Here is a 23542-nt window from a genome sequence, read left to right as displayed (position 1 = left end):
GCGCTCCTTTTGCTGCGGATAAAAGCAGTAGCCTATCATAGGTTTAGCGTGACATACGCCGCGGCGGGAAAAAAACGACGCTTGCGCGGGCGGGATGATGGGCAGGGCAGATTCCGACTTTTTCATTCCTAGGGCGGTTGGTGCTGTTCGTTGCCGGGGTTTAACTTGTATAATCGGGACGATTGATTTAAGTGGAAAATTACGGATTACAATGAAAACTATTGAAGTCGATGAAGATCTTTACCGCTATATTGCCGGCCATACCTTGCATATCGGCGAAAGCGCCTCCGACATCTTGCGCCGTCTGTTGAAGTTCACCCCAGGCGTAGATAAGGCCGCAAGCCCCGCACCGGCGGTGGCGACGGCGGCAAAACCCTCAGAAAAATCGGAATCTGTTCGTCCACTGCCGGAGAGGGTTCGCGCAATGCGTGAATTATTGCTCTCAGACGACTATGCTTTGCAGCGCAAGGTTGTGGATCGCTTCATGCTGGTGCTGACCACACTGCATACCCTGTCGCCGCAGGCGTTTGCCGAAGCGACCGAAACACTGCATGGCCGTACCCGCACCTATTTTGCCGTCGACAGACAAACGCTGCTGCAAAGCGGCCATCAGACCAAACCAAAACAGGTGCCCGGTACGTCTTATTGGGTCATTACCAACACCAACAGCGACCGCAAACGGAGCATGATTGAGCATATTATGCTGGCGATGCAGTTCCCGACGGAACTGATAGAAAAAGTTTGCGGCACGCTTAAATTTCATTGACTAGCAAAGGAGAAGCGCCGATGGCCAATCACCCCCGCGCCGGGCAGCCCGCCCGCCAGAGTGATTTAATTAATGTGGCACAATTAACGTCGCAGTATTACGTATTGCGGCCGGAGCCGGGCAATAGCGCCCAGGCGGTAAAGTTCGGCACCTCGGGGCACCGCGGCAGCGCCGGACGCCATAGCTTTAACGAAGCCCACATTTTGGCCATCAGTCAGGCTATCGCCGAAGAGCGCGCCAAACAGGGGATTGTGGGGCCGTGCTATGTCGGCAAAGATACCCATGCGCTCTCCGAGCCGGCATTTATCTCGGTGCTGGAAGTGCTGACCGCCAACGGCGTTGACGTTGTCGTGCAGGCGGACAACGGCTATACGCCGACGCCGGCGATTTCCAATGCCATCCTCACCCATAATCGCGGCGGCGGCGCGCAGGCCGACGGCATTGTGATTACCCCTTCCCATAACCCCCCGGAGGACGGCGGCATCAAGTACAATCCGCCTAACGGCGGGCCGGCGGATACTAACGTAACCGGGGTGATTGAAGAGCGCGCCAATGCGCTGCTGGCGGAGGATCTGCGCGGCGTGAAACGCCTGACGCTGGACCAGGCCTGGCAGAGTGGCCATCTTCACCCACAAGATCTGGTGCAGCCCTATGTCGAAGGGCTGGCGAGCGTGGTGGATATGCCGGCAATTCAACGCGCCGGGCTGAAACTCGGCGTCGATCCGCTGGGCGGTTCCGGTATTGCCTATTGGCAGCGCATCGCCGAGCATTACCGGTTGGATCTGACGCTGGTGAATGAAGCCGTGGACCAGACCTTCCGCTTTATGCATCTCGATCATGACGGCATTATCCGCATGGACTGCTCTTCGGAATCGGCGATGGCCGGGCTGTTGGCGCTGCGCGATAAATTCGATTTGGCATTCGCCAACGATCCAGACTATGACCGCCACGGTATTGTCACGCCGGCGGGCTTGATGAACCCGAATCATTATCTGGCGGCCTCAATTAACTATCTGTTTCAGCACCGTCCCCAGTGGGGCGATGAGGTTGGCGTGGGTAAAACGCTGGTGTCCAGCGCCATGATTGACCGGGTGGTGGACAGCCTGGGCCGCCGGCTGGTGGAAGTGCCGGTAGGCTTCAAATGGTTTGTCGATGGCCTGTATGACGGCAGTTTGGGCTTTGGCGGCGAAGAGAGCGCCGGCGCGTCATTCCTGTGCTTTGACCGCCAACCCTGGTCCACCGATAAAGACGGTATCATCATGTGCCTGCTGGCGTCGGAAATTACCGCCGTGACCGGCAAAAATCCCCAGCAGCATTATGATGAACTGGCTCAGCGCTTTGGCGCCCCCAGCTATAACCGCATTCAGGCACCGGCCAGCCACGCGCAAAAAGCAATATTGTCGAAGCTTTCCCCTGAACAGGTTAGCGCCAGTACCCTGGCGGGCGATCCGATTACCGCGCGCTTGACCGCGGCGCCGGGCAATGGCGCCGCTATTGGCGGATTGAAAGTGATGACGCAAAACGGCTGGTTCGCGGCCCGTCCTTCGGGAACCGAGGAAGCCTACAAAATCTATTGCGAAAGCTTCCTCGGCGCAGAGCACCGCCAGCAGATCGAGAAAGAGGCGGTGGATATCGTCAGCGATGTGCTGAGCGGGGCGAAGTAAGCCCCCTGCCGGCGGTCGGCACCTGCCGACAGGAACCGTTGCGCGCCAGCCGGGTAGCCTGCGTTGCCCGGCAATGCCTGCCGCAGCGAATCGGGCAGCCTGTGCCGCCCGAATACGTTCGCGGCGGCGGTATCGGGCAGCCGGCGTCTCCCGGCAATCCTTACCGCACGTCAACCGGCCATCTTCCGATGGCCTTTTTTATGTCTGCCGTTTGCTAAGCGTCGCCGTCGTATGCGTGTTGCCGGCAACATCTTATTGCCCCCCTGCGCATCAGGCGAAAATCGGCTACGCTTTGCCTACCTTCATCGTCCGCAGGAGCCGAGTATGAGCAGTAGGATCCCCGTCGGTATCAGCGCCTGTCTGATGGGGGAAAATGTTCGCTTTGACGGCGGTCATAAACGTCTGGCATTTGCCATGGATGACCTGGCGCCGTTTGTCGCTTTCACCGCGATCTGCCCGGAAATGGCTATCGGACTGCCGGCGCCGTGCCCGGCGCTCAGGCTGGTGCAAAATTCCCACGGCCAAATTGCTTTGCGTAACAGCAAAGAGGAAAACGCCATCGACCACACCGTCAACATGGAGGCCTTCGCGCGCAATCGAGTGCGGCAGCTCGCCGAGCTTTGCGGTTACATTGTCTGCGCCAAATCGCCCAGCTGCGGCATGGAACGGGTACGGGTGTACGCCGCCCATGGCGTGCAGAAGACCGGGGTGGGGCTGTTTACCCGCGTGCTGCAAAAGCAATTGCCCTGGTTGCCGGTTGAGGAAGATGGCCGGCTGCAGGACGCGCAACTGCGGGAAAACTTCGTGGCGCGCGTCTTTACGCTGTGGGAATTCAACCAGCTTATGCGCCAGCCGCTCACCCGCGGCGGGCTGATGGCCTTTCATCGCCGATACAAACTATTGCTGTTGGCGCATTCCCAGCCGGAGTACCGGCAGATTGGCCCCTTTGTCGCCAGTATGGACCGCTGGCCGTCGCTGGAGGCCTTTGCTTTGGCCTATCGCGACCGGCTGATGGCGCTGCTGCGCCACCCGGCGACACGCTGCAACCACACTAACGTACTGATGCATGCCCAGGGGTATTTCTATCATTACCTCACCCGCGCGCAGCGTAGCGAACTCACCGGTTTGATTGACAGTTATCGCCGGGGCCTGCAGCCGCTGCTGGCGCCCATCACGCTGCTGAAACATTACATGGCCGAATACCCCGACGCCTGGCTGGCACAGCAGCGCTATTTTGAACCCTATCCCGAAGCGCTACGGCTGCGTTACGGACATTGATGTTACGGATATGCTATGACGACCCATTTGATCTGGCTGCGCAATGATTTGCGCCTGCACGACAATACTGCCCTGCACGCTGCCTGTCAGGATCCGCAGGCCCGGGTGCTGGCGGTGTTTATCGCCACGCCGCAACAGTGGCGGAGTCACGATATGAGCCCGCGACAAGCGGCCTTTATCCGGCAAAATTTGCGTCATCTGGCCGAGGAACTGGCGGCGCGGGGTATCGCGCTGCATTATCATCAATGCCCTGATTTTGCGGCCCAGGTGGACTGGCTGGCGGCATTTTGCCCGCGTGAACGGGTCGATAAGCTGTTTTACAACTATCAATATGAACTCAACGAACGGGAGCGTGACCGGCAGTTGGAGCAGCGCCTCGGCGACCAGACGGTGTGCCAGGGCTTCGATGACGGCGTGCTGCTGCCGCCGGGCAGCGTCCACACCGGCAACCAGCAGATGTACAAAGTCTATACTCCGTTTCGCAATGCGTTTTTGGGCCGGCTTGAAGAGCAGGACCCGGCTTGCCTGCCGGCGCCGTCGCCACGTGCGGGAGCCCCTTGCGCCGAGGTCTGCGACATTGCGCCGTTTGACTACCCCATGACGCCGCCCGGTGAAGCCTATCCCGCCGGCGAAGCGGCCGCACTCTCCCGTCTGCGCACGTTTTGCCATCAGCAATTGCAGGATTATCATCGCGGCCGCGACATCCCGGCGCTGGACGCCACCAGTCGGCTCTCCGCCTGGTTGGCTATCGGTGTCCTGTCGCCGCGCCAATGTTATCAGCGGCTGCGCAAGGCCTACCCCAGCGCATTGACGCCGGGGCAGAACGGCGCGTTTACCTGGCTTAATGAATTGATCTGGCGCGATTTCTACCGCCACCTGCTGGTGGCCTGGCCGGCGCTGTGTCGCCATCAACCGTTTATTCCCTGGACGCGCCACGTCGCCTGGCGGCAGGATGATGATCTGTTCGACGCCTGGTGCGCGGGGCGTACCGGCTATCCCATCGTGGATGCCGCCATGCGGCAACTGGCACAGACCGGCTGGATGCACAATCGGCTGCGGATGATAAGCGCCAGTTTTCTGGTCAAGGATCTGCTGATCGACTGGCGCCGCGGCGAGCGGTATTTCATGTCGCAGCTTATCGACGGCAATCTGGCGGCCAATAACGGCGGCTGGCAGTGGGCGGCCTCTACCGGTACCGATGCGGCGCCTTATTTCCGCATCTTCAACCCGACCACCCAGGGAGAGCGTTTCGATGCCGACGGCGCGTTTATCCGTCGCTGGCTACCGGCGCTCGAGTCGGTGCCGGATAGCTATCTGCATCAACCGCATCGTTGGCCCGAGGCGCAGCGCGCCGGGCTGGATTATCCAGCGCCAATCGTTGATCATGGTAAAGCGCGCGCCCGCGCCCTGGACGCTTATGAGGCGGCCAAATCCCGGGCCGGGGCGCGGGACGAATCACGATGAAAGAGGCGAACCGATGCGCAATACCGAACTCGAACACATTATCAATCAAAAGCTTAACAGTGACGCCGTGGAGGATTATGCCCCAAATGGCCTGCAAGTGGAGGGGCGTCAAGAGGTCCGGCGTATCGTTACCGGTGTTACCGCCTGTCAGGCGCTGTTGGATAGGGCTTTGGCGCACGGCGCCGATGCGGTCATCGTTCACCACGGTTATTTCTGGAAAAACGAGGCGCCGGTTATCAGCGGCATGAAGCGCCGCCGGCTGAAAACGCTGCTGGCTAACGATATCAATCTGTACGCCTGGCATCTGCCGTTGGATGCCCACCCCGAACTGGGCAATAACGCGCAGCTTGCGGCGGCGCTGGATATTCGGGTGACCGGCGCCCTGGAACCGCTGCTGCCGCAAGGTGAACTCGCGACGCCGCTTAGCGGCGATGCGCTGCGCCTGCGCCTTGAGCAGACGCTGGGGCGTAGCGTGCTGCACTGCGGCGACGGCGGGCCGGCGCAGATCTCGCGCTTGGCCTGGTGTACCGGCGGCGGTCAAGGGTTTATCGAGCTGGCGGCGCAGGCGGGGGTAGACGCCTTTATCACCGGCGAAGTGTCCGAACAGACCATCCATGTCGCCCGGGAACAGGGCCTGCATTTCTATGCCGCCGGCCATCACGCCACCGAACGCGGCGGGATCCGCGCCTTGGGCGAGTGGCTGACCCAACAGTATGATTTGGATGTGACTTTTATCGATATCCCCAATCCGGCCTAGCGCGTTTGCCCGGCCATTCTCCGATTGACAGCGCCTCCCGGGTTGCGCATGCTTATGGACTATTAATGAGCAAGGTAATGAATACGGCAACAGGCCGGTTTGCAGGAGGCGGGATTGCAACGGGCGCGATGTTATTTGTTGGGGGAGCGGGCGGTGGTGCTGGAGCTGGAACCGCCGATCAGTCTGGAAAGCCAGCGCCGCATCTGGGGGCTGGCGCAGCGTATCGCCTCGCACCCGGATGTGCGCGAAGCCATTCCCGGCATGAACAATGTGACGGTGCTGCTGACCCATCCGCAGCTCACGGCGCTGGATGCGATAGAACGCCTGCAGCGCTGGTGGGAGGAGAGCGAATCGGTATTGCCCGCAGCGCGGCAGATAGCCATCCCGGTCATCTATGGCGGCGATGCCGGTCCCGATCTGGCGCAGGTGGCGGAACACACCGGCTTGACGCCACGTCAGGTGGTGGAATGCCACGCCGGCGCTAACTATATTGTCTATTTCCTCGGCTTCCAGCCGGGGTTCCCCTATCTCGGCGGTCTGCCGGAGGCGCTTAATACCCCACGGCGCGCCGAGCCGCGTCTGCAGGTTGCCGCCGGACGGTCGGTATTGGCGGCCGGCAAACCGACATCTATCCCCTGAGCAGTCCCGGCGGTTGGCAGTTAATCGGCCACACTCCCGTGGCGCTGTTCACACCCCATGCGGCGTCGCCCACGCTGTTGCGCCCCGGTGATAATGTGCGCTTCGTGCCGCAAAAGGAGGGGGTATGCTGAAAGTCATTCGCGCCGGCATGATGACCGCGGTGCAGGACGGCGGCCGCAGCGGTTATCGCCACCTCGGTATCAGCCAGGGCGGGGTGCTGGACCAGCCAGCCATGAAGATGGCGAATTTGCTGGTCGGCAACGCGCCCGATGCCGCGGTGCTGGAAATTACCCTGGGGCAGTTTTGCGCCGAGATTACCCACCCGGGCTGGCTGGCGCTGACCGGCGCGGATTGTCACGCCCGGCTGGACGGTAAACCGCTCTGGACCGGCTGGCGTTTTGCGGTACGGCCGGGGCAACAGGTGAAATTGGCCTTGCCGAAACACGGCATGCGCAGTTATCTGGCGGTGTCAGGCGGTTTTGACGTCCCGCCGGTGCTGCAATCGCGCAGCACCGATATCAAAGCGGCGATGGGCGGTCTGGAGGGCAGATGGGTGCGCGACGGCGACAAGCTGGCGGCCGGCCGGCCGCAACGGCTGCCGACGCGGCAAATGGGGATAAAGCAGTTGCTGTTCGGCAACCGGGTACGGGCGCTGCCGGGGCCGGAGTATCAGGAATTCAGCGCCGAGGCGCGCGATGCGTTTTGGCGTGTCGCCTGGCAATTAAGCCCACAAAGTAACCGCATGGGCTACCGGCTGCAGGGCAGCGCCCTACAGCGCACCGCCGACCGGGAGCACCTGTCCCACGGCGTGTTGCCCGGCGTGGTGCAGGTGCCTCCCAGCGGCCAGCCTATCGTGCTGATGGCCGATGCCCAGACCACCGGCGGTTATCCGCGTATCGCCTGTATCATCGAGGCTGATTTATACCATCTGGCGCAGATCCGTCTGGGCGAGCCTATCCATTTTATCCCCTGCTCGTTGGATGAGGCGCATGCGGCCTGGCAACAGCAAAACCGCTATCTGGAGCAGTTGGCCTGGCGGCTGGCGCAGAGCGACTGAAATGGCGCCGTTGGTCTGGCGGCCGGCGCAGAGCGACTGACATGGCGCCGTTGGTCTGGCGGTTGGCGCAGAGCGACTGACATGGCGCCGTTGGCCTGGCGGCTGGCGCAGAGCGACTGAAATGGCGCCGTTGGTCTGGCGGCCGGCGCAGAGCGACTGAATTGGCGCCGTTGGCCTGGCGGCTGGCGCAGAGCGACTGAAGTGGCGCAGGTGGTCTGGCGGCTGATGCAGAGCGACTGAAAAGGCGCAGGTGGTCTGGCGGCTGATGCAGAGCGACTGAAATGGCGCAGGTAGTCTGGCGGCTGGCGCAGAGCGGCTGACATGGCGCCGGTGGTCTGGCGGCTGATGCAGAGCGACTGACATGGCGCCGTTGGCGGGGGGCGGGCGCCCCCCGACGGGGCAGGCTTATTTGCGCTGGCTGTGGAAGTCGCGCTGGGCATAGCCGGTGTAGAGCTGGCGCGGACGGGCGATTTTCAGACCATCGTCGTGCATTTCTTTCCAGTGGGCTATCCAGCCGACGGTGCGCGCCATGGCGAAAATTACCGTGAACATGGTGGACGGGATGCCCATGGCTTTCAGAATGATGCCGGAGTAGAAATCGACATTGGGATAGAGTTTGCGCTCCTTAAAGTAGGGGTCGTGCAACGCGATATGTTCAAGCTCCATAGCCACCGCCAGCAGGTCATCGGAAAGCTTAAGCTCTTTTAACACTTCATGGCAGGTCTCGCGCATCACGGTCGCGCGCGGATCGTAATTCTTATACACGCGGTGGCCGAAGCCCATCAGGCGGAACGAATCGTTTTTATCCTTGGCGCGTTTGATGAACTCGGGGATATGCTCCACCTTGTTGATCTCCTCAAGCATCCGCAGACAGGCTTCGTTGGCGCCGCCGTGGGCAGGCCCCCACAGCGAGGCAATCCCCGCCGCGATACAGGCGAACGGGTTGGCGCCCGAGGAGCCGGCGGTGCGCACCGTTGAAGTCGACGCGTTCTGTTCGTGGTCGGCGTGCAGAATGAGGATACGGTCCATGGCGCGTTCCAGCACCGGATTGACTTGGTAAGTTTCGCACGGCGTAGCGAACATCATATGCAGAAAGTTGCCGGCATAGGACAAATCGTTGCGCGGATAGATGAACGGCTGATCGAGCGAGTACTTGTAGCACATAGCGGCCACGGTAGGCATCTTCGACAGCAGGCGGAAGGCGGCGATTTCGCGGTGGCGTTCGACGTTGACATCCAGCGAGTCATGATAGAACGCCGCCAGCGCGCCGGTCACGCCGCACATGACCGCCATCGGGTGGGAGTCGCGGCGAAAACCGTGGAACAGCCGGGTGATCTGTTCATGAATCATGGTGTGGCGCGTAACGATAGTGCGAAACTCGTCAAATTGCTCGCGGTTAGGCGCTTCGCCGTTCAGCAGGATATAGCAGACCTCCAGATAGTTCGACTCCAGCGCCAGTTGGTCGATGGGGAAGCCTCGGTGCAGCAAGACGCCCTTGTCGCCGTCGATATAGGTGATCTTTGATTCACAGGAGGCGGTGGAGGTGAAGCCGGGATCGAAGGTGAAATACCCCTGGCTGGCCAGGCTGCGGATATCTATTTCTTTTTCACCCATGGTGCCCGTTAGCATATCCATGGCGATAGGGTCATGCCCCTCAGGGGTAAAAGTCGCTTTACTTTCAGCCATTATATTCTCCTTAGCGCGTATAAACTCAATCTTCCACCACGGGCAGCTTATTGACCCCGGCGTTGTTTTAGCGTTCGTCCCGCGCATGGCGGCATGTCGGGTGCAAAGCGCAGCTTGACGCTTAACCCGAAAAGGTTGAACGAACGGTTTGCCTTGGTGGGTGAAGATTTATCGAAAATAGTATTAGCTATTAATGGGCATCTTAACCAGTGGGTCAAGGCGCTTTTCACACTGTTGCATAAACTTAATCACGGAGGAAGTGTGCCGTCACTCGATAAGCGAGTTATAGCATAGAAGCGGGATGGTTTGTAATCAAAATGTTGCTTTATTGTCAATGTGGATGTATACCCTTATAGGAAATGTGAGAATCGTGACGGTGCTCACTAAATCGTCCAAATGTTAACAAACTATTTGTATGGTAATTGTAATCATAATGTGAAAGCCATATACTTCAACAAGGTCTCCGGAACTCCCTGTAGTAGGAGCACCCAGCGTTATTTAACGCGTCATTTACGCACAAGGAATTGTGGTTCTAGCACATGACGTCGCATGGTTTATCCCGTTAACGCTGTCTGATCCAGCCAGGACCGGAGGAAGGAATATAATAACAGCTGTGTGGGCAAAACCGTGAATAAACAAAGGCCTGTCAACTTGGATCTGCAAACGATCCTGTTCCCCGTAACTGCAATAGCATCCATTCTTCATCGCGTTTCCGGCGTCATCATGTTTGTGGCTATCGGCATCCTGCTGTGGGTTCTCGGATTATCCCTCTCTTCCCCCGAAGGCTTCATTCAAGCGGCCGCCATGATGGACAGCTTTATCGTCAAATTCATATTTTGGGGGATTCTGACCGCGCTGGCCTATCACACCCTGGGCGGTATCCGTCACATGCTGATGGATTTTGGCTATCTGGAAGAAACGTTGGCGATGGGTAAAACCACCGCAAATGTTACATTTTTGCTAACTGTCGTGCTATCTATATTGGCTGGAGTCCTCGTATGGTAAGCAATGCTTCGGCATTAGGACGTAACGGAGTACATGAGTGGTTATTGGTTCGTGCATGCGCCATCGTAATTTGCCTTTACATTATTTATCTGCTCGGTTTTATCCTGTTTGCAGATACTCTCACCTATGACGTCTGGCGCGGTTTTTTCGCCACCCCCATGACGAAAGTCTTTACCCTGCTGACCCTGTTTTCCATCCTGGTGCACACCTGGATCGGCATGTGGCAGGTATTAACGGATTACATCAAGCCCCTGGCGCTGCGGCTGCTGCTGCAATTGGCCATCGTTATCGTGCTCATGGTGTATTTACTTTATGGAACTGTTGTGGTGTGGGGGGCGTAGTCAATGTCATTGCCGGTGAGAGAGTTTGACGCCGTAGTAATCGGCGCCGGAGGCGCAGGTATGCGCGCCGCGCTGCAGATTTCCCAGATGGGGCTCTCCTGCGCGTTAATTTCCAAAGTTTTTCCTACACGTTCCCATACGGTGTCGGCGCAGGGCGGTATTACCGTCGCGCTCGGCAACAACCATGAAGACGACTGGCAGTGGCATATGTACGATACGGTCAAAGGATCCGATTACATCGGCGACCAGGACGCTATCGAATACATGTGCAAAACCGGCCCGGAAGCGGTGCTGGAGCTGGAACATATGGGGCTGCCGTTCTCCCGCCTTGACGACGGGCGCATCTACCAGCGTCCGTTCGGCGGCCAGTCGCTTAACTACGGCGGCGAACAAGCCGCGCGTACCGCCGCCGCCGCTGACCGTACCGGGCATGCGCTGCTGCACACGCTCTATCAGCAAAACCTGAAAAACCACACCACTATTTTTTCCGAATGGTATTCCCTGGATCTGGTGAAAAATCAGGATGGCGGCATTGTGGGCTGCACCGCGCTGTCTATTGAAACCGGTGAAGTGGTGTATTTCAAGGCGCGGGCGACCATTCTCGCCACCGGCGGCGCCGGACGCATCTACCAATCCACCACCAACGCCCACATCAATACCGGCGACGGCGTCGGCATGGCGCTGCGCGCCGGGGTGCCGGTCCAGGATATGGAAATGTGGCAGTTCCACCCCACCGGCATTGCCGGCGCCGGGGTACTTGTCACCGAGGGCTGCCGCGGTGAAGGCGGTTACCTGCTGAATAAGCACGGCGAGCGCTTCATGGAACGTTACGCGCCGAACGCCAAAGATCTGGCCGGCCGCGATGTGGTCGCCCGCTCGATTATGATTGAAATCCGCGAAGGCCGCGGCTGCGACGGCCCGTGGGGGCCACACGCGAAACTGAAGCTGGACCATTTAGGTAAAGAGGTACTGGAATCGCGTCTGCCGGGGATCCTGGAATTGTCGCGCACCTTCGCCCACGTGGATCCGGTGAAGGAGCCGATTCCGGTCATTCCCACCTGCCATTACATGATGGGGGGGATCCCGACCAAGGTGAGCGGCCAGGCGATCACCGTCAACGCCCAGGGTGAAGATGTGGTCATCCCCGGCCTGTTCGCGGTGGGTGAAATCGCCTGCGTCTCGGTGCACGGCGCCAACCGCCTGGGCGGCAATTCGCTGCTGGATCTGGTGGTGTTCGGCCGCGCGGCGGGGATGCATCTGCAGGAATCATTGACAGAGCAAGGGCCGACGCGCGATGCCAGCGACGACGATATCGAGGCGTCGCTGAGCCGCTATCACCGCTGGAACAACAATCGCAGCGGCGAAAATCCGGTCGAGATCCGAAAAGCGCTGCAGGCCTGTATGCAAAACAATTTTTCGGTGTTCCGCGAAGGGGATGCTATGGCCAAAGGGCTGGCCGAGCTTAAGGAGATCCGCGAGCGTTTGCATCATGCCCGTCTTGACGATACCTCGACGGAATTCAACACCCAGCGCGTAGAGTGCCTGGAGCTGGATAACCTGATGGAAACCGCTTACTCCACCGCGCTGTCGGCGAATTTCCGCACCGAAAGCCGCGGCGCCCACAGCCGTTTCGACTTCCCGGACCGCGACGATGAAAACTGGCTGTGCCACTCGCTGTATTTACCCGACAGCGACAGCATGACGCGTCGTAAGGTCAACATGCAACCGACATTACGCCCGGCGTTCCCGCCGAAAGTGCGTACCTACTAGGGTGGAGGATGAATCATGAAGGTTGAATTTTCCATCTATCGCTACAATCCCGATGTCGACGATAAGCCGCGCATGCAGGACTACACCCTCACCGTGGAGGAGGGGCGCGATATGATGCTGCTGGATGCCTTAATCCAGCTTAAAGAGCAGGATCCCAGCCTGTCGTTCCGCCGCTCCTGCCGTGAAGGGGTCTGCGGCTCGGACGGCGTCAACATGAACGGCAAAAACGGTTTGGCGTGCATAACGCCGCTGTCGATGCTGCGCAAGGGCGACCATAAAGTCGTTATCCGCCCGCTGCCCGGGCTGCCGGTCATCCGCGATTTGGTGGTGGATATGGGGCAGTTCTATGCCCAGTACGAGAAGATCAAGCCCTTCTTGATAAACGACGGCCGCAATCCGCCGGCGCGTGAGCATCTGCAATCGCCGGAACAGCGCGCCAAGCTGGACGGGCTGTATGAATGTATTCTCTGCGCCTGCTGCTCTACCTCTTGTCCCTCTTTCTGGTGGAACCCCGATAAATTCATCGGGCCGGCGGGGCTGCTGGCTTCCTATCGTTTCCTTATCGACAACCGCGACACCCATCAGCAGGCGCGGTTGGATGATCTGAACGACGCTTTCAGCGTTTTCCGCTGTCACAGCATTATGAATTGTGTCAGCGTATGCCCCAAAGGGCTTAACCCTACTAAGGCTATCGGTCATATCAAAAGCATGCTGGTGAACTACAGCGCCTAATGGGCGCTGCTGTCCCCCGATCGCTGCGGCGGACGGGGGGTAGCGCAGGAAGCCTTTGAAAACCGGTTAACGGCCCCGAGGCCAGCCGCTTTTCAAAGGTTCCTTCGGCACAGATGACCTCGCAGGGGTAATCCGCTGGCTGAACCGCTTATATGTGATCCGATTACGGGTTAACCACGGCGAAAACTGAAGCTTAATAAGCTTAAGGGATCATGATGCAGAACGGCGCAATGAAGGCCTGGCTGGATTCCTCCTATCTGGCGGGCGCAAACCAGTCCTACATAGAGCAGCTCTATGAAGATTTTTTGACGGATCCTGACTCTGTCGATGCGAGCTGGGGAGCAATATTTAAACAGCTACCGACCGCGGGCGTCAGCCCCGATCAGCTCCACTCCAAAACGCGGGAATACTTCCGCCGTCTGGCGAAGGACGCGACACGCTATACCGCCTCGGTCAACGATCCGGATATCGACTCGAAGCAGGTGAAAGTCCTGCAGCTCATCAATGCTTTTCGTTTCCGCGGCCATCAGCATGCCAATCTGGATCCTCTGGAGCTGTGGAAACAGGAAACGGTTCCCGATCTTGATCCCGCCTTTCATCACCTCACCGAGGCTGATTTTCAGAAAACGTTTAACTTGGGGTCGTTCGCCATTGGCCGCGACACCATGAAATTGGCGGATTTGTACGAGGCGCTGAAAAAGACCTATTGCGGTGCCATCGGCGCCGAATACATGCACATCACCAATACCGAAGAAAAACGCTGGATCCAGCAACGTATCGAGTCGGTGGTAGGCCAGCCGAGTTTCAGCCGCGACGAGAAAACGCGTTTTCTCGCCGAGCTGACCGCGGCGGAAGGCATTGAACGCTATCTTGGCGCCAAATTCCCGGGCGCCAAGCGTTTCTCGCTTGAAGGCGGCGATGCGCTGATTCCGATGTTAAAAGAGATGGTGCGCTATGCCGGCAGCAACGGTACGCGAGAAGTGGTGCTGGGCATGGCGCATCGCGGCCGTCTGAACGTACTGGTCAATGTGCTGGGCAAAAAGCCGCAGGACTTGTTTGACGAGTTCGCCGGCAAACATAAAGAGCATTTAGGTACCGGCGACGTGAAATACCACCAGGGCTTCTCCTCAGACATAGAAACTGAAGGCGGGCTGGTGCACCTGGCGTTGGCGTTCAACCCCTCGCATCTTGAGATCGTAAGCCCGGTGGTCATGGGGTCGGTTCGGGCGCGTATCGACCGGCTGGATGAGCAAAGCAGCACGATGGTGTTACCGATTACGCTGCACGGCGATGCCGCTATCAGCGGCCAGGGCGTGGTGCAGGAAACGCTGAACATGTCCAAGGCGCGCGGTTACGACGTGGGCGGGACGGTGCGTGTCGTTATCAATAACCAGGTGGGTTTCACTACCTCCAATCCCCACGACGCGCGCTCGACTCAGTACTGTACCGATATCGCCAAAATGGTGCAGGCGCCGATTTTCCACGTCAACGCCGACGATCCCGAAGCGGTGGCGTTTGTCACCCGCGTGGCGTTGGATTTCCGCAATACCTTCAAGCGTGACGTGATGATCGATTTAGTGTGCTATCGCCGCCACGGCCATAACGAGGCCGATGAGCCAAGCGCCACCCAGCCGCTGATGTATCAGAAAATTAAAAAGCACCCGACGCCGCGCAAAATCTACGCCGACCGCCTGGAGCGCGACGGCATTATCACCCTCGCCGACGCCACCGAACAGGTCAATGTGTTCCGCGACGCGCTGGATCAGGGCGAATGCGTGGTGAAAGAGTGGCGGCAGATGAATATGCATTCTTTCGCCTGGCAGCGCTATCTCAATCACGACTGGGATGAAGCCTATCCCAGCCAGGTGGAAAGTAAGCGTTTGCAGGCGCTGGCGCACCGCATCAGCGAGGTGCCTGCCGGCGTGGAAATGCAGCCGCGGGTCGCCAAGATTTATCACGACCGCGCCGCGATGGCGCGCGGTGAAAAGCCTTTCGATTGGGGCGGCGCCGAAACGCTGGCTTACGCTACGCTGGTGGATGAGGGAGTCCCCATCCGCCTGTCGGGAGAGGATACCGCCCGCGGCACCTTCTTCCATCGCCACGCGGTGGTGCATAACCAGAAGAATGGCTCCAGCTATACGCCGTTGGCCCATGTCCACAACGGCCAGGGCAGCTTCCGCGTTTGGGACTCGGTGCTGTCGGAGGAAGCGGTGCTGGCGTTTGAATACGGTTACGCCACCGCCGAGCCGCGCACTTTGGTCATTTGGGAAGCGCAGTTTGGCGACTTCGCCAACGGCGCCCAGGTGGTCATCGATCAGTTTATCAGTTCCGGCGAGCAGAAATGGGGACGGATGTGCGGGCTGGTGATGCTGCTGCCCCACGGCTATGAAGGGCAGGGACCGGAGCACTCCTCCGCCCGCCTGGAGCGCTATCTCCAGCTGTGCGCGGAACAAAATATGCAGGTCTGCGTCCCGTCGACGCCGGCGCAGGTCTATCATATGCTGCGGCGCCAGGCGCTGCGCAATATGCGCCGGCCGCTGATTGTCATGTCACCCAAATCGCTGCTGCGTCATCCGCTGGCTATTTCGTCGCTTGATGAATTGGCCAACGGCACGTTCCAGCCCGCCATTGGTGAAGTGGACGATCTTGACCCGCAGGGCGTTAAACGCGTCGTGATGTGTTCCGGCAAAGTCTATTATGATCTTTTAGAGCAGCGGCGCAAAAACGGGCAGCAGGACGTGGCCATCGTGCGTATTGAACAGCTCTACCCGTTCCCGCTGCAGGCGGTACGGGAGGCGCTGGCGCCGTATGCGCATGTAGAGGATTTCGTCTGGTGCCAGGAAGAGCCACAAAATCAGGGCGCCTGGTATTGCAGTCAGCACCATTTCCGCGAAGTGATATCCGCAGGCGCCGCGCTGAATTATGCGGGCCGTCCGGCTTCCGCCTCGCCGGCGGTAGGGTATTTGTCCGTACACCAGACCCAGCAAAAAAATCTGGTCAACGACGCGCTGAACGTTAATTAACAATAAGGATAGAGAATGAGTAGCGTAGATATTCTGGTTCCTGACCTGCCTGAATCGGTCGCGGATGCCACCGTCGCCACCTGGCATAAAAAGCCCGGTGACAGTGTTCAGCGTGATGAAGTGCTGGTCGAGATTGAAACCGACAAAGTGGTGCTGGAAGTTCCCGCCCCTGAAGCCGGCGTTCTGGAAGCATTGTTGGAAGACGAAGGCGCTACCGTGACCGCCCGTCAAGTGCTGGGGCGTCTGCGCCCGGGCGACAGTACCGGCCAGGCGACCACCGAGAAATCCCAGAGCCAGGAGTCCACGCCGGCCCAGCGCCACACCGCGGGCCTGGAAGAGGGAAGCAACGACGCGCTGAGCCCGGCCATTCGCCGCCTCATCGCCGAGCATGATGTTAATCCCGAGGCGATTAAAGGCAGCGGCGTGGGCGGACGTCTGACCCGCGAAGACGTGGAAAAACATATCGCCAGCCGCCAGAACGCCGCTCCGGCCCTGGCCGCCGCCCAGGAAGACGCTCCGGCGCCGGCGCTCGGCAACCGCAGCGAAAAACGCGTGCCGATGACCCGCCTGCGCAAGCGCGTGGCCGAACGTCTGCTGGAAGCGAAAAACAGCACCGCTATGTTGACCACCTTCAATGAGGTCAACATGCAGCCGGTGATGGATCTGCGCAAGCACTACGGCGATGCGTTTGAAAAGCGCCACGGTGTCCGTCTGGGCTTCATGTCCTTCTATATCAAAGCGGTACTGGAAGCGTTGAAACGCTTCCCGGAAGTGAACGCGTCTATCGATGGCGAAGATGTGGTTTACCACAATTACTTTGACGTCAGCATCGCGGTATCCACGCCTCGCGGCCTGGTAACGCCGGTGCTGAAGGATATCGATGCGCTGGGCATGGCCGATATCGAGAAGAAAATCAAGGAACTGGCTGTCAAGGGCCGCGACGGCAAACTGAAAGTCGAGGAACTGACCGGCGGTAACTTCACCATTACCAACGGCGGCGTATTCGGCTCATTGATGTCGACGCCCATCATCAACCCGCCGCAAAGCGCGATCCTGGGCATGCATGCCATCAAGGATCGGCCGATGGCGGTGGGCGGTCAGGTGGTTATCCTGCCGATGATTTATTTGGCGCTGTCTTATGACCACCGGCTGATCGACGGGAAAGAATCCGTCAGTTTCCTGGTGACGGTGAAAGAGATGCTCGAAGATCCTACTCGCCTGCTGCTGGACGTTTAGCGCATGACGGCGGCGGCCCCGGTGCCGCCGCCTGAGGTCAACGGCTTTGATGCCCCATTACGGCGACGCCACCGAGCGCCGCTGACACTCTCCAGACGAAGATGGAAACAACATCATGAATTTACATGAATATCAGGCAAAACAGCTGTTTGCTCGGTATGGTCTGCCTGCCCCGACCGGTTACGCCTGCAATACGCCCCGTGAAGCGGAAGAGTCCGCCTCGAAAATCGGCGCCGGCCCCTGGGTGGTGAAATGCCAGGTACATGCGGGCGGCCGCGGTAAATCCGGCGGCGTGAAAGTGGTGAAATCGAAAGAAGAAATCCGCGCCTTCGCGGAGCAGTGGCTGGGCAAGCGTCTGGTGACCTATCAGACGGACGCCCTGGGCCAGCCGGTCAATCAGATTCTGGTGGAAGCGGCCACCGACATCGCCAAGGAGCTTTATTTGGGCGCGGTGGTGGATCGCGGTACCCGCCGCGTGGTGTTTATGGCGTCCACCGAAGGGGGCGTGGAGATAGAAAAGGTGGCGGAAGAGACGCCGCACCTGATTCACAAAGTGGCTCTGGATCCGCTCACCGGCCCGCAGCCTTATCAAGGGCGCGAGCTGGCGTTCAAACTGGGCCTGAGCGGCAAGCAGGTTTCTCAGTTCAGCAAAATTTTCATGGGCCTGGCGACGCTGTTTTTAGAGCGCGATTTGGCGCTGGTGGAAATCAACCCGCTGGTGATTACCGGCGCCGGCGATCTTATCTGCCTTGACGGCAAACTGAGCGCCGACGGTAACGCGTTGTTCCGCCAGCTGGAGCTGCGCGAGATGCGCGATCACAGCCAGGAAGACGAACGCGAAGCGCACGCCACCCAGTGGGAGCTTAACTATGTGGCGCTGGACGGCAATATCGGCTGTATGGTGAACGGGGCCGGCCTGGCGATGGGGACGATGGATATCGTCAAATTGCACGGCGGCGAACCGGCCAACTTCCTTGACGTAGGCGGCGGTGCCACCAAGGAGCGCGTCACCGAGGCGTTCAAAATCATCTTGTCGGATGAGAAGGTCAAAGCGGTGCTGGTCAATATTTTCGGCGGCATCGTCCGCTGCGATTTGATTGCCGACGGCATCATCGGCGCGGTATCCGAGGTGGGCGTCAGCGTCCCGGTGGTAGTCCGTCTGGAAGGGAATAACGCCGAACTGGGCGCCAAGCGATTGGCCGACAGCGGGCTGAACATCATCGCCGCCACAAGTCTGACCGACGCGGCTCAACAGGTTGTCGCCGCGGTGGAGGGTAAGTAATGTCTATTTTGATTGATAAAAACACCAAAGTCATTTGCCAGGGTTTTACCGGTAGCCAGGGGACCTTCCACTCTGAACAGGCGCTGGCCTACGGTACCCAAATGGTTGGCGGCGTTACGCCCGGCAAAGGTGGCACCGAGCATCTCGGTTTGCCGGTATTCAACACCGTGCGCGAAGCGGTTGACAAGACCGGCGCAACGGCATCGGTTATCTACGTGCCGGCGCCGTTTTGCAAGGACTCGATACTGGAAGCCATCGATGCCGGCATTGAGCTGATTATCTGCATCACCGAAGGCATCCCGACGCTGGATATGCTGACGGTGAAAGCCAAGCTTGAGCAAAGCCGCGCGCGCATGATCGGGCCGAACTGCCCGGGCGTGATTACCCCGGGGGAATGCAAAATCGGCATTATGCCGGGGCATATCCATCAGCCCGGCCGGGTGGGCATTGTCTCCCGCTCCGGCACCTTGACCTATGAAGCGGTGAAGCAAACCACCGACACCGGGCTCGGACAGTCCAGCTGCGTGGGCATCGGCGGCGACCCGATCCCCGGCTCGAACTTCATCGACATCCTCAAGCTGTTTGAAGAGGATCCGCAGACGGAAGCCATCGTGATGATCGGCGAAATCGGCGGTAGCGCGGAAGAAGAAGCCGCCGCCTATATCAAGGATCACGTCACCAAACCGGTAGTGGGTTACATCGCCGGCGTTACGGCGCCGAAAGGGAAACGAATGGGCCATGCCGGTGCGATTATCGCGGGCGGCAAGGGCACGGCGGACGAAAAATTTGCCGCCCTGGAAGCGGCGGGCGTGAAGACCGTGCGCAGCCTGGCCGATATCGGCGAAGCGCTGAAGTTTATTTTGCCGAACTGAGTTGGCGCCCCCGAAACAGGGCGGGAAAACGCCGCGCGCCCGAGGCCGCGGCTTTCAGAATGTTGTAAGGCTGCCCGCGGGCAGCTTTTTTTTGCCATAAAGGCACCCTGGCGGCGGTTGTTTCATCCATTGCCCGGCAAAGCAGGGCTTATGCTGAGGTGGTGGTCGTTACGCTTGCTGGCGCCAGACGATATCGGCAACGCAAGCTGAATGCCAGGGGAGCGTGCGTGAGGTTATCCACAGGCCATGCGCAAAACGCCGGAAATAACCTCAGGTGACAATGATGACGGTATGATGACCGTTGTAGATGGGATATTAATAAACATGCATTATCGCGCGATGAGCATATTAAATAACGCTACGCGGCAGAAACGAATAGGCCACATTATAATTTTCATTTATTTTTAACACCGTTTTTAATTAATCACACTTTAGCAACATTTCGCCGGAATTGCATTTTTTTGGCTACCAATATTTAACAAAAAACACAAAACATTGCGTTAAATCAATATTTATCCCCGCGCGGCGGGCGAGGGTGGCGGCGGTTTTGCGCCAGCGCAATTTCAGCGAAGACGCGGTGTTGCGTCTTGATTGATCATTATGCGGTTTTAATACCTCCGTCACTAAAAAATATATTTATCCAGAGGAAATTGAGGGGTACTATACGGTCATTCCCAACCGGGTCTGTTGGTATTTATTAAATCCGTCTGCGGCGCCGCTGCCCTTCTTTTCCCTCACGGGTCCGAGGCGGCAGGTGGTTAATGATAACTATAAAGCCTTTAATATTCACCGCGCCTATCCGGCCGCCCTGCACGACAGGGACGGCCGTAGCGGCGCATGTGGGAACCTTCCTGCGAGGAGCAAGGAGTCATCATGTTTGATGTCGTCGAACTATCACGATTACAGTTTGCTTTAACGGCGATGTACCATTTCCTGTTTGTGCCGCTGACGCTGGGTATGGCGTTTTTGCTGGCCATCATGGAAACGGTTTATGTGCTGTCGGGTAAACAGATCTATAAAGATATGACCAAGTTCTTGGGCAAGTTGTTCGCTATCAACTTCGCTCTCGGCGTGGCTACCGGTCTTACCATGGAGTTCCAGTTCGGTACCAACTGGTCATACTTCTCCCACTATGTCGGCGATATCTTCGGCGCACCGCTGGCCATTGAAGGGTTGATGGCCTTTTTCCTTGAATCCACCTTCGTCGGCCTGTTCTTCTTTGGCTGGGATCGCCTGGGCAAAGTGCAGCATATGGCGGTGACCTGGCTGGTGGCGCTGGGCTCCAACCTGTCCGCGCTGTGGATCCTGGTGGCCAACGGCTGGATGCAAAATCCCATCGCGTCGGATTTCAACTACGAAACCATGCGTATGGAGATGGTCAGCTTCGCCGACCTGGTACTTAATCCGGTCGCACAGGTGAAATTCGTGCATACCGTGGCCGCGGGCTACTGCACCGGCGCGATGTTTGTCCTCGGTATCAGCTCCTATTACCTGCTGAAAGGGCGCGACATCGCCTTCGCCAAACGCTCTTTCGCCATCGCCGCCTCCTTCGGCATGGCGGCGGTGCTGTCGGTCATCGTGCTGGGGGATGAATCCGGTTACGAGATGGGCGACGTGCAAAAAACCAAGCTGGCGGCGATCGAGGCGGAGTGGAACACCGAGCCGGCGCCGGCCTCCTTTACCCTGTTCGGCCTGCCGAACCAGGAAGACCAGACCAACCACTTCGCGGTGCGTATCCCTTATGCACTGGGCATAATCGCGACCCGTTCCACCGATCGTCAGGTCACCGGCCTGAAAGATTTGATGGTGCAGCATGAGGTGCGCATTCGTAACGGCATGAAGGCTTATAGCCTGCTGCAACAGTTACGCGAAGGCAGCACCGATCCCGCGGTGCGAGAAGCGTTCAATAACAGCAAGCAAGATCTGGGGTATGGGCTGCTGCTGAAACGCTACACAGACGACATCACCCAGGCCAACGAGCAGCAGATTCGCCAGGCAACCAGCGATTCTATCCCGCGCGTGGCGCCGCTGTATTTCTCCTTCCGTATCATGGTGGGCTGCGGCGTGCTGATGCTATTGCTGATCGCCGCCTGTTTCTGGACCGTGCTGCGTAACCGTATTGGTCAGCCGCGTTGGCTGCACCGCGCGATGCTCTATGGGATCCCGCTGCCGTGGATCGCTATCGAGTCCGGCTGGTTTATCGCCGAATACGGCCGCCAGCCTTGGGCTATCGGTGAGATCCTGCCGACCGCTGTCGCCAACTCGACCCTGACCGCCGGCGACATCCTGTTCTCGATGGGGCTGATTTGCGGACTGTACACGCTGTTTTTGGTGGCGGAAATGTATCTGATGTTCAAGTTCGCACGCCTGGGGCCAAGCAGTCTGAAAACCGGCAACTACCATTTTGAACAAACGTCCGTTTCCTCGGTGAGCGCACGGTAATACAGGAGCGAATGACTATGTTTGATTATGAAGTATTGCGTGTTATCTGGTGGGTACTGATTGGCGTGCTGCTCATCGGTTTCGCCGTCACCGACGGGTTTGATATGGGCGTTGGCATGCTGATGCGCCTGTTTGGCCGCGGCGACGTTGAACGCCGGGTCATGATCAATACCATTGCGCCGCACTGGGACGGCAACCAGGTGTGGCTCATCACCGCCGGCGGCGCGCTGTTCGCCGCCTGGCCCATGGTGTATGCCGCGGCGTTCTCCGGTTTTTATATCGCCATGATCCTGGTGTTGGCCTCACTGTTCTTCCGTCCGGTCGGCTTCGACTACCGCTCGAAAATCGACGACGCCCGCTGGCGCAATATGTGGGACTGGGGGATCTTTATCGGCAGCTTTATTTCACCGGTGGTGATAGGGGTCGCTTTCGGCAACCTGCTACAGGGCGTGCCGTTCCACGTGGACGAGTACCTGCGCCTGTATTACACCGGCAATTTCTTCCAGTTACTTAACCCGTTTGGCCTGCTGGCGGGTATCGTCAGCCTGGCGATGTTCCTGACCCAGGGCGGCACCTACCTGCAAATGCGCACCAGCGGCGATTTGCAGGTGCGGATGCGCGGTATCACCCAGCTCACCGCGCTAGTGACGATGATAACCTTCCTGTTGGCCGGTATTTGGGTCGTCAATGGCATCGACGGCTATACCATTACCTCGGTCATCGACCGGGCCGCGCAGTCCAACCCGCTGCATAAAGAAGTGGCGCATCAGGCCGGGGCCTGGCTGGCCAATTACCACGCTTACCCGGGACTGTGGATCGTGCCGGCGCTGGGTGTGGTGCTGCCGCTGCTGACAATTGTCTTCAGCCGGGCGGGGCGCAGCGCCTGGGCGTTTATTTTCTCCTCGCTGACCGTGGCCTGTGTTATCTTGACCGCGGGGATTACGCTGTTCCCGTTCATCATGCCGTCGAGCACGATGCCAAATGCCAGCCTGACGATGTGGGATGCGACCTCGAGCCTGGGGACGCTGAAAGTCATGACCGTGGTGGCGGCCATTTTCGTGCCGATTGTGTTGCTCTATACCATCTGGTGTTACTACAAAATGTTCGGTCGCATCACGAAAGAACATATTGAACAAAACACGCATTCGCTGTACTGAGTTAAGGAGCTTAAATATGTGGTATTTCGCCTGGATTTTAGGAACGCTGTTGGCCTGTGCCTTCGGCATCATTACCGCGCTGGCCCTTGAGCATCTGGAGATTGAATAACCCCGAGTTTATTAGAGAGTAATTTTGGCAATACTACGCCGCTTCCTCTGATGCTAATTGCAAAGCGTAATAGTTCATTTCGGCTTCAGTAGGAGGGATGTAACCCAGCCGCCCGAGCAGCCTTCTGTTGTTGTACCAGTCCACCCAGTCCAGCGTGGCCAACTCCACTTCCGTCCGGTTTTTCCAGCTCCCGCGGTGGATAACCTCCGTTTTGTACAACCCGTTGATACTCTCTGCCATCGCATTATCGTAGGAGTCGCCG

General features: G+C 58.7%; 19 protein-coding genes and 1 pseudogene. 18 read left to right on the top strand and 2 right to left on the bottom strand.

Going from position 1 to position 23542, the window contains the following annotated elements; genetic code table 11:
* Positions 1-211 precede the first annotated feature (211 nt).
* The 7 genes and pseudogenes from seqA to pxpC all read left to right on the top strand — a co-directional run bounded on the left by seqA (position 212) and on the right by pxpC (position 7625).
* The gene (gene seqA / locus CINSTRO3249_RS01210) at positions 212-766 is read left to right on the top strand and encodes a replication initiation negative regulator SeqA (protein WP_074011835.1); all 555 of its coding nucleotides are present in this window, start codon (positions 212-214) and stop codon (positions 764-766) included.
* 20 nt (positions 767-786) lie between these two features.
* Entirely contained in the window at positions 787-2430 is a 1644-nt protein-coding gene (gene pgm / locus CINSTRO3249_RS01205) for a phosphoglucomutase (alpha-D-glucose-1,6-bisphosphate-dependent) (RefSeq protein ID WP_074011834.1), read from the top strand.
* 324 nt (positions 2431-2754) lie between these two features.
* Positions 2755-3708, top strand: a complete 954-nt coding sequence (locus tag CINSTRO3249_RS01200) for a 2-thiouracil desulfurase family protein (protein ID WP_074011841.1) — start codon at positions 2755-2757, stop codon at positions 3706-3708.
* 15 nt (positions 3709-3723) lie between these two features.
* A complete protein-coding gene (gene phrB, locus CINSTRO3249_RS01195) occupies positions 3724-5172 on the top strand; it encodes a deoxyribodipyrimidine photo-lyase (protein WP_074011833.1) in 1449 nt (482 codons plus the stop codon).
* 13 nt (positions 5173-5185) lie between these two features.
* Positions 5186-5929: a type 2 GTP cyclohydrolase I gene (locus tag CINSTRO3249_RS01190; RefSeq protein ID WP_074011832.1), complete on the top strand. Its 744-nt coding sequence runs from the start codon at positions 5186-5188 to the stop codon at positions 5927-5929.
* A gap of 153 nt (positions 5930-6082) precedes the next feature.
* A pseudogene (gene pxpB, locus CINSTRO3249_RS01185) lies at positions 6083-6699 on the top strand (5-oxoprolinase subunit PxpB).
* Positions 6693-7625, top strand: a complete 933-nt coding sequence (pxpC, locus tag CINSTRO3249_RS01180) for a 5-oxoprolinase subunit PxpC (protein ID WP_074011831.1) — start codon at positions 6693-6695, stop codon at positions 7623-7625. Before pxpB ends, pxpC begins: the two are co-directional and overlap by 7 nt.
* A 405-nt stretch (positions 7626-8030) precedes the next feature.
* Here the strand turns inward: pxpC and CINSTRO3249_RS01175 are convergent, their stop codons facing one another.
* Entirely contained in the window at positions 8031-9311 is a 1281-nt protein-coding gene (locus CINSTRO3249_RS01175) for a citrate synthase (RefSeq protein WP_074011830.1), read from the bottom strand.
* A gap of 615 nt (positions 9312-9926) precedes the next feature.
* Between CINSTRO3249_RS01175 and sdhC the strand changes: the two genes are divergently transcribed.
* The 11 genes from sdhC (at position 9927) to cydX (ending at position 23280) form a co-directional block, all read left to right on the top strand.
* Positions 9927-10316: a succinate dehydrogenase cytochrome b556 subunit gene (sdhC, locus tag CINSTRO3249_RS01170; protein WP_074011829.1), complete on the top strand. Its 390-nt coding sequence runs from the start codon at positions 9927-9929 to the stop codon at positions 10314-10316.
* Positions 10310-10657 carry a succinate dehydrogenase membrane anchor subunit gene (sdhD, locus tag CINSTRO3249_RS01165; protein WP_074011828.1) on the top strand — a complete coding sequence of 116 codons (348 nt, stop codon included), beginning with the start codon at positions 10310-10312 and terminating at the stop codon, positions 10655-10657. Before sdhC ends, sdhD begins: the two co-directional genes overlap by 7 nt.
* Positions 10658-10660: 3 nt before the next feature.
* A complete protein-coding gene (gene sdhA / locus CINSTRO3249_RS01160; RefSeq protein WP_074011827.1) occupies positions 10661-12427 on the top strand; it encodes a succinate dehydrogenase flavoprotein subunit in 1767 nt (588 codons plus the stop codon).
* Positions 12428-12442: 15 nt separating this feature from the next.
* A complete protein-coding gene (locus tag CINSTRO3249_RS01155) occupies positions 12443-13159 on the top strand; it encodes a succinate dehydrogenase iron-sulfur subunit (RefSeq protein WP_074011826.1) in 717 nt (238 codons plus the stop codon).
* Between the two features lie 215 nt (positions 13160-13374).
* The gene (sucA, locus tag CINSTRO3249_RS01150) at positions 13375-16182 is read left to right on the top strand and encodes a 2-oxoglutarate dehydrogenase E1 component (protein ID WP_074011840.1); all 2808 of its coding nucleotides are present in this window, start codon (positions 13375-13377) and stop codon (positions 16180-16182) included.
* A 15-nt stretch (positions 16183-16197) separates the two neighbouring features.
* A complete protein-coding gene (gene odhB / locus CINSTRO3249_RS01145; protein WP_074011825.1) occupies positions 16198-17418 on the top strand; it encodes a 2-oxoglutarate dehydrogenase complex dihydrolipoyllysine-residue succinyltransferase in 1221 nt (406 codons plus the stop codon).
* Positions 17419-17533: 115 nt separating this feature from the next.
* Positions 17534-18700: an ADP-forming succinate--CoA ligase subunit beta gene (gene sucC / locus CINSTRO3249_RS01140; protein ID WP_074011824.1), complete on the top strand. Its 1167-nt coding sequence runs from the start codon at positions 17534-17536 to the stop codon at positions 18698-18700.
* Positions 18700-19572, top strand: coding sequence for a succinate--CoA ligase subunit alpha (gene sucD, locus CINSTRO3249_RS01135; RefSeq protein WP_074011823.1), 873 nt, complete (start codon positions 18700-18702; stop codon positions 19570-19572). Before sucC ends, sucD begins: the two co-directional genes overlap by 1 nt.
* An 873-nt stretch (positions 19573-20445) precedes the next feature.
* A complete protein-coding gene (gene cydA / locus CINSTRO3249_RS01130; protein WP_074011822.1) occupies positions 20446-22014 on the top strand; it encodes a cytochrome ubiquinol oxidase subunit I in 1569 nt (522 codons plus the stop codon).
* Between the two features lie 17 nt (positions 22015-22031).
* Positions 22032-23171, top strand: coding sequence for a cytochrome d ubiquinol oxidase subunit II (gene cydB, locus CINSTRO3249_RS01125; protein WP_074011821.1), 1140 nt, complete (start codon positions 22032-22034; stop codon positions 23169-23171).
* 16 nt (positions 23172-23187) lie between these two features.
* Positions 23188-23280: a cytochrome bd-I oxidase subunit CydX gene (cydX, locus tag CINSTRO3249_RS01120; protein WP_074011820.1), complete on the top strand. Its 93-nt coding sequence runs from the start codon at positions 23188-23190 to the stop codon at positions 23278-23280.
* A gap of 33 nt (positions 23281-23313) precedes the next feature.
* Here cydX and CINSTRO3249_RS01115 read toward each other — a convergent pair.
* A partial coding sequence (locus CINSTRO3249_RS01115) for an integrase core domain-containing protein (protein ID WP_143146879.1) occupies positions 23314-23542 on the bottom strand: 229 nt, incomplete at its 5' end.

It is taken from the genome of Candidatus Sodalis sp. SoCistrobi, assembly GCF_900143145.1.
Taxonomy (GTDB): Bacteria; Pseudomonadota; Gammaproteobacteria; order Enterobacterales; family Enterobacteriaceae; genus SoCistrobi.
Note: the sequence above shows the minus strand (reverse complement) of the source record. Positions and strands in the feature narration are given on the sequence as shown.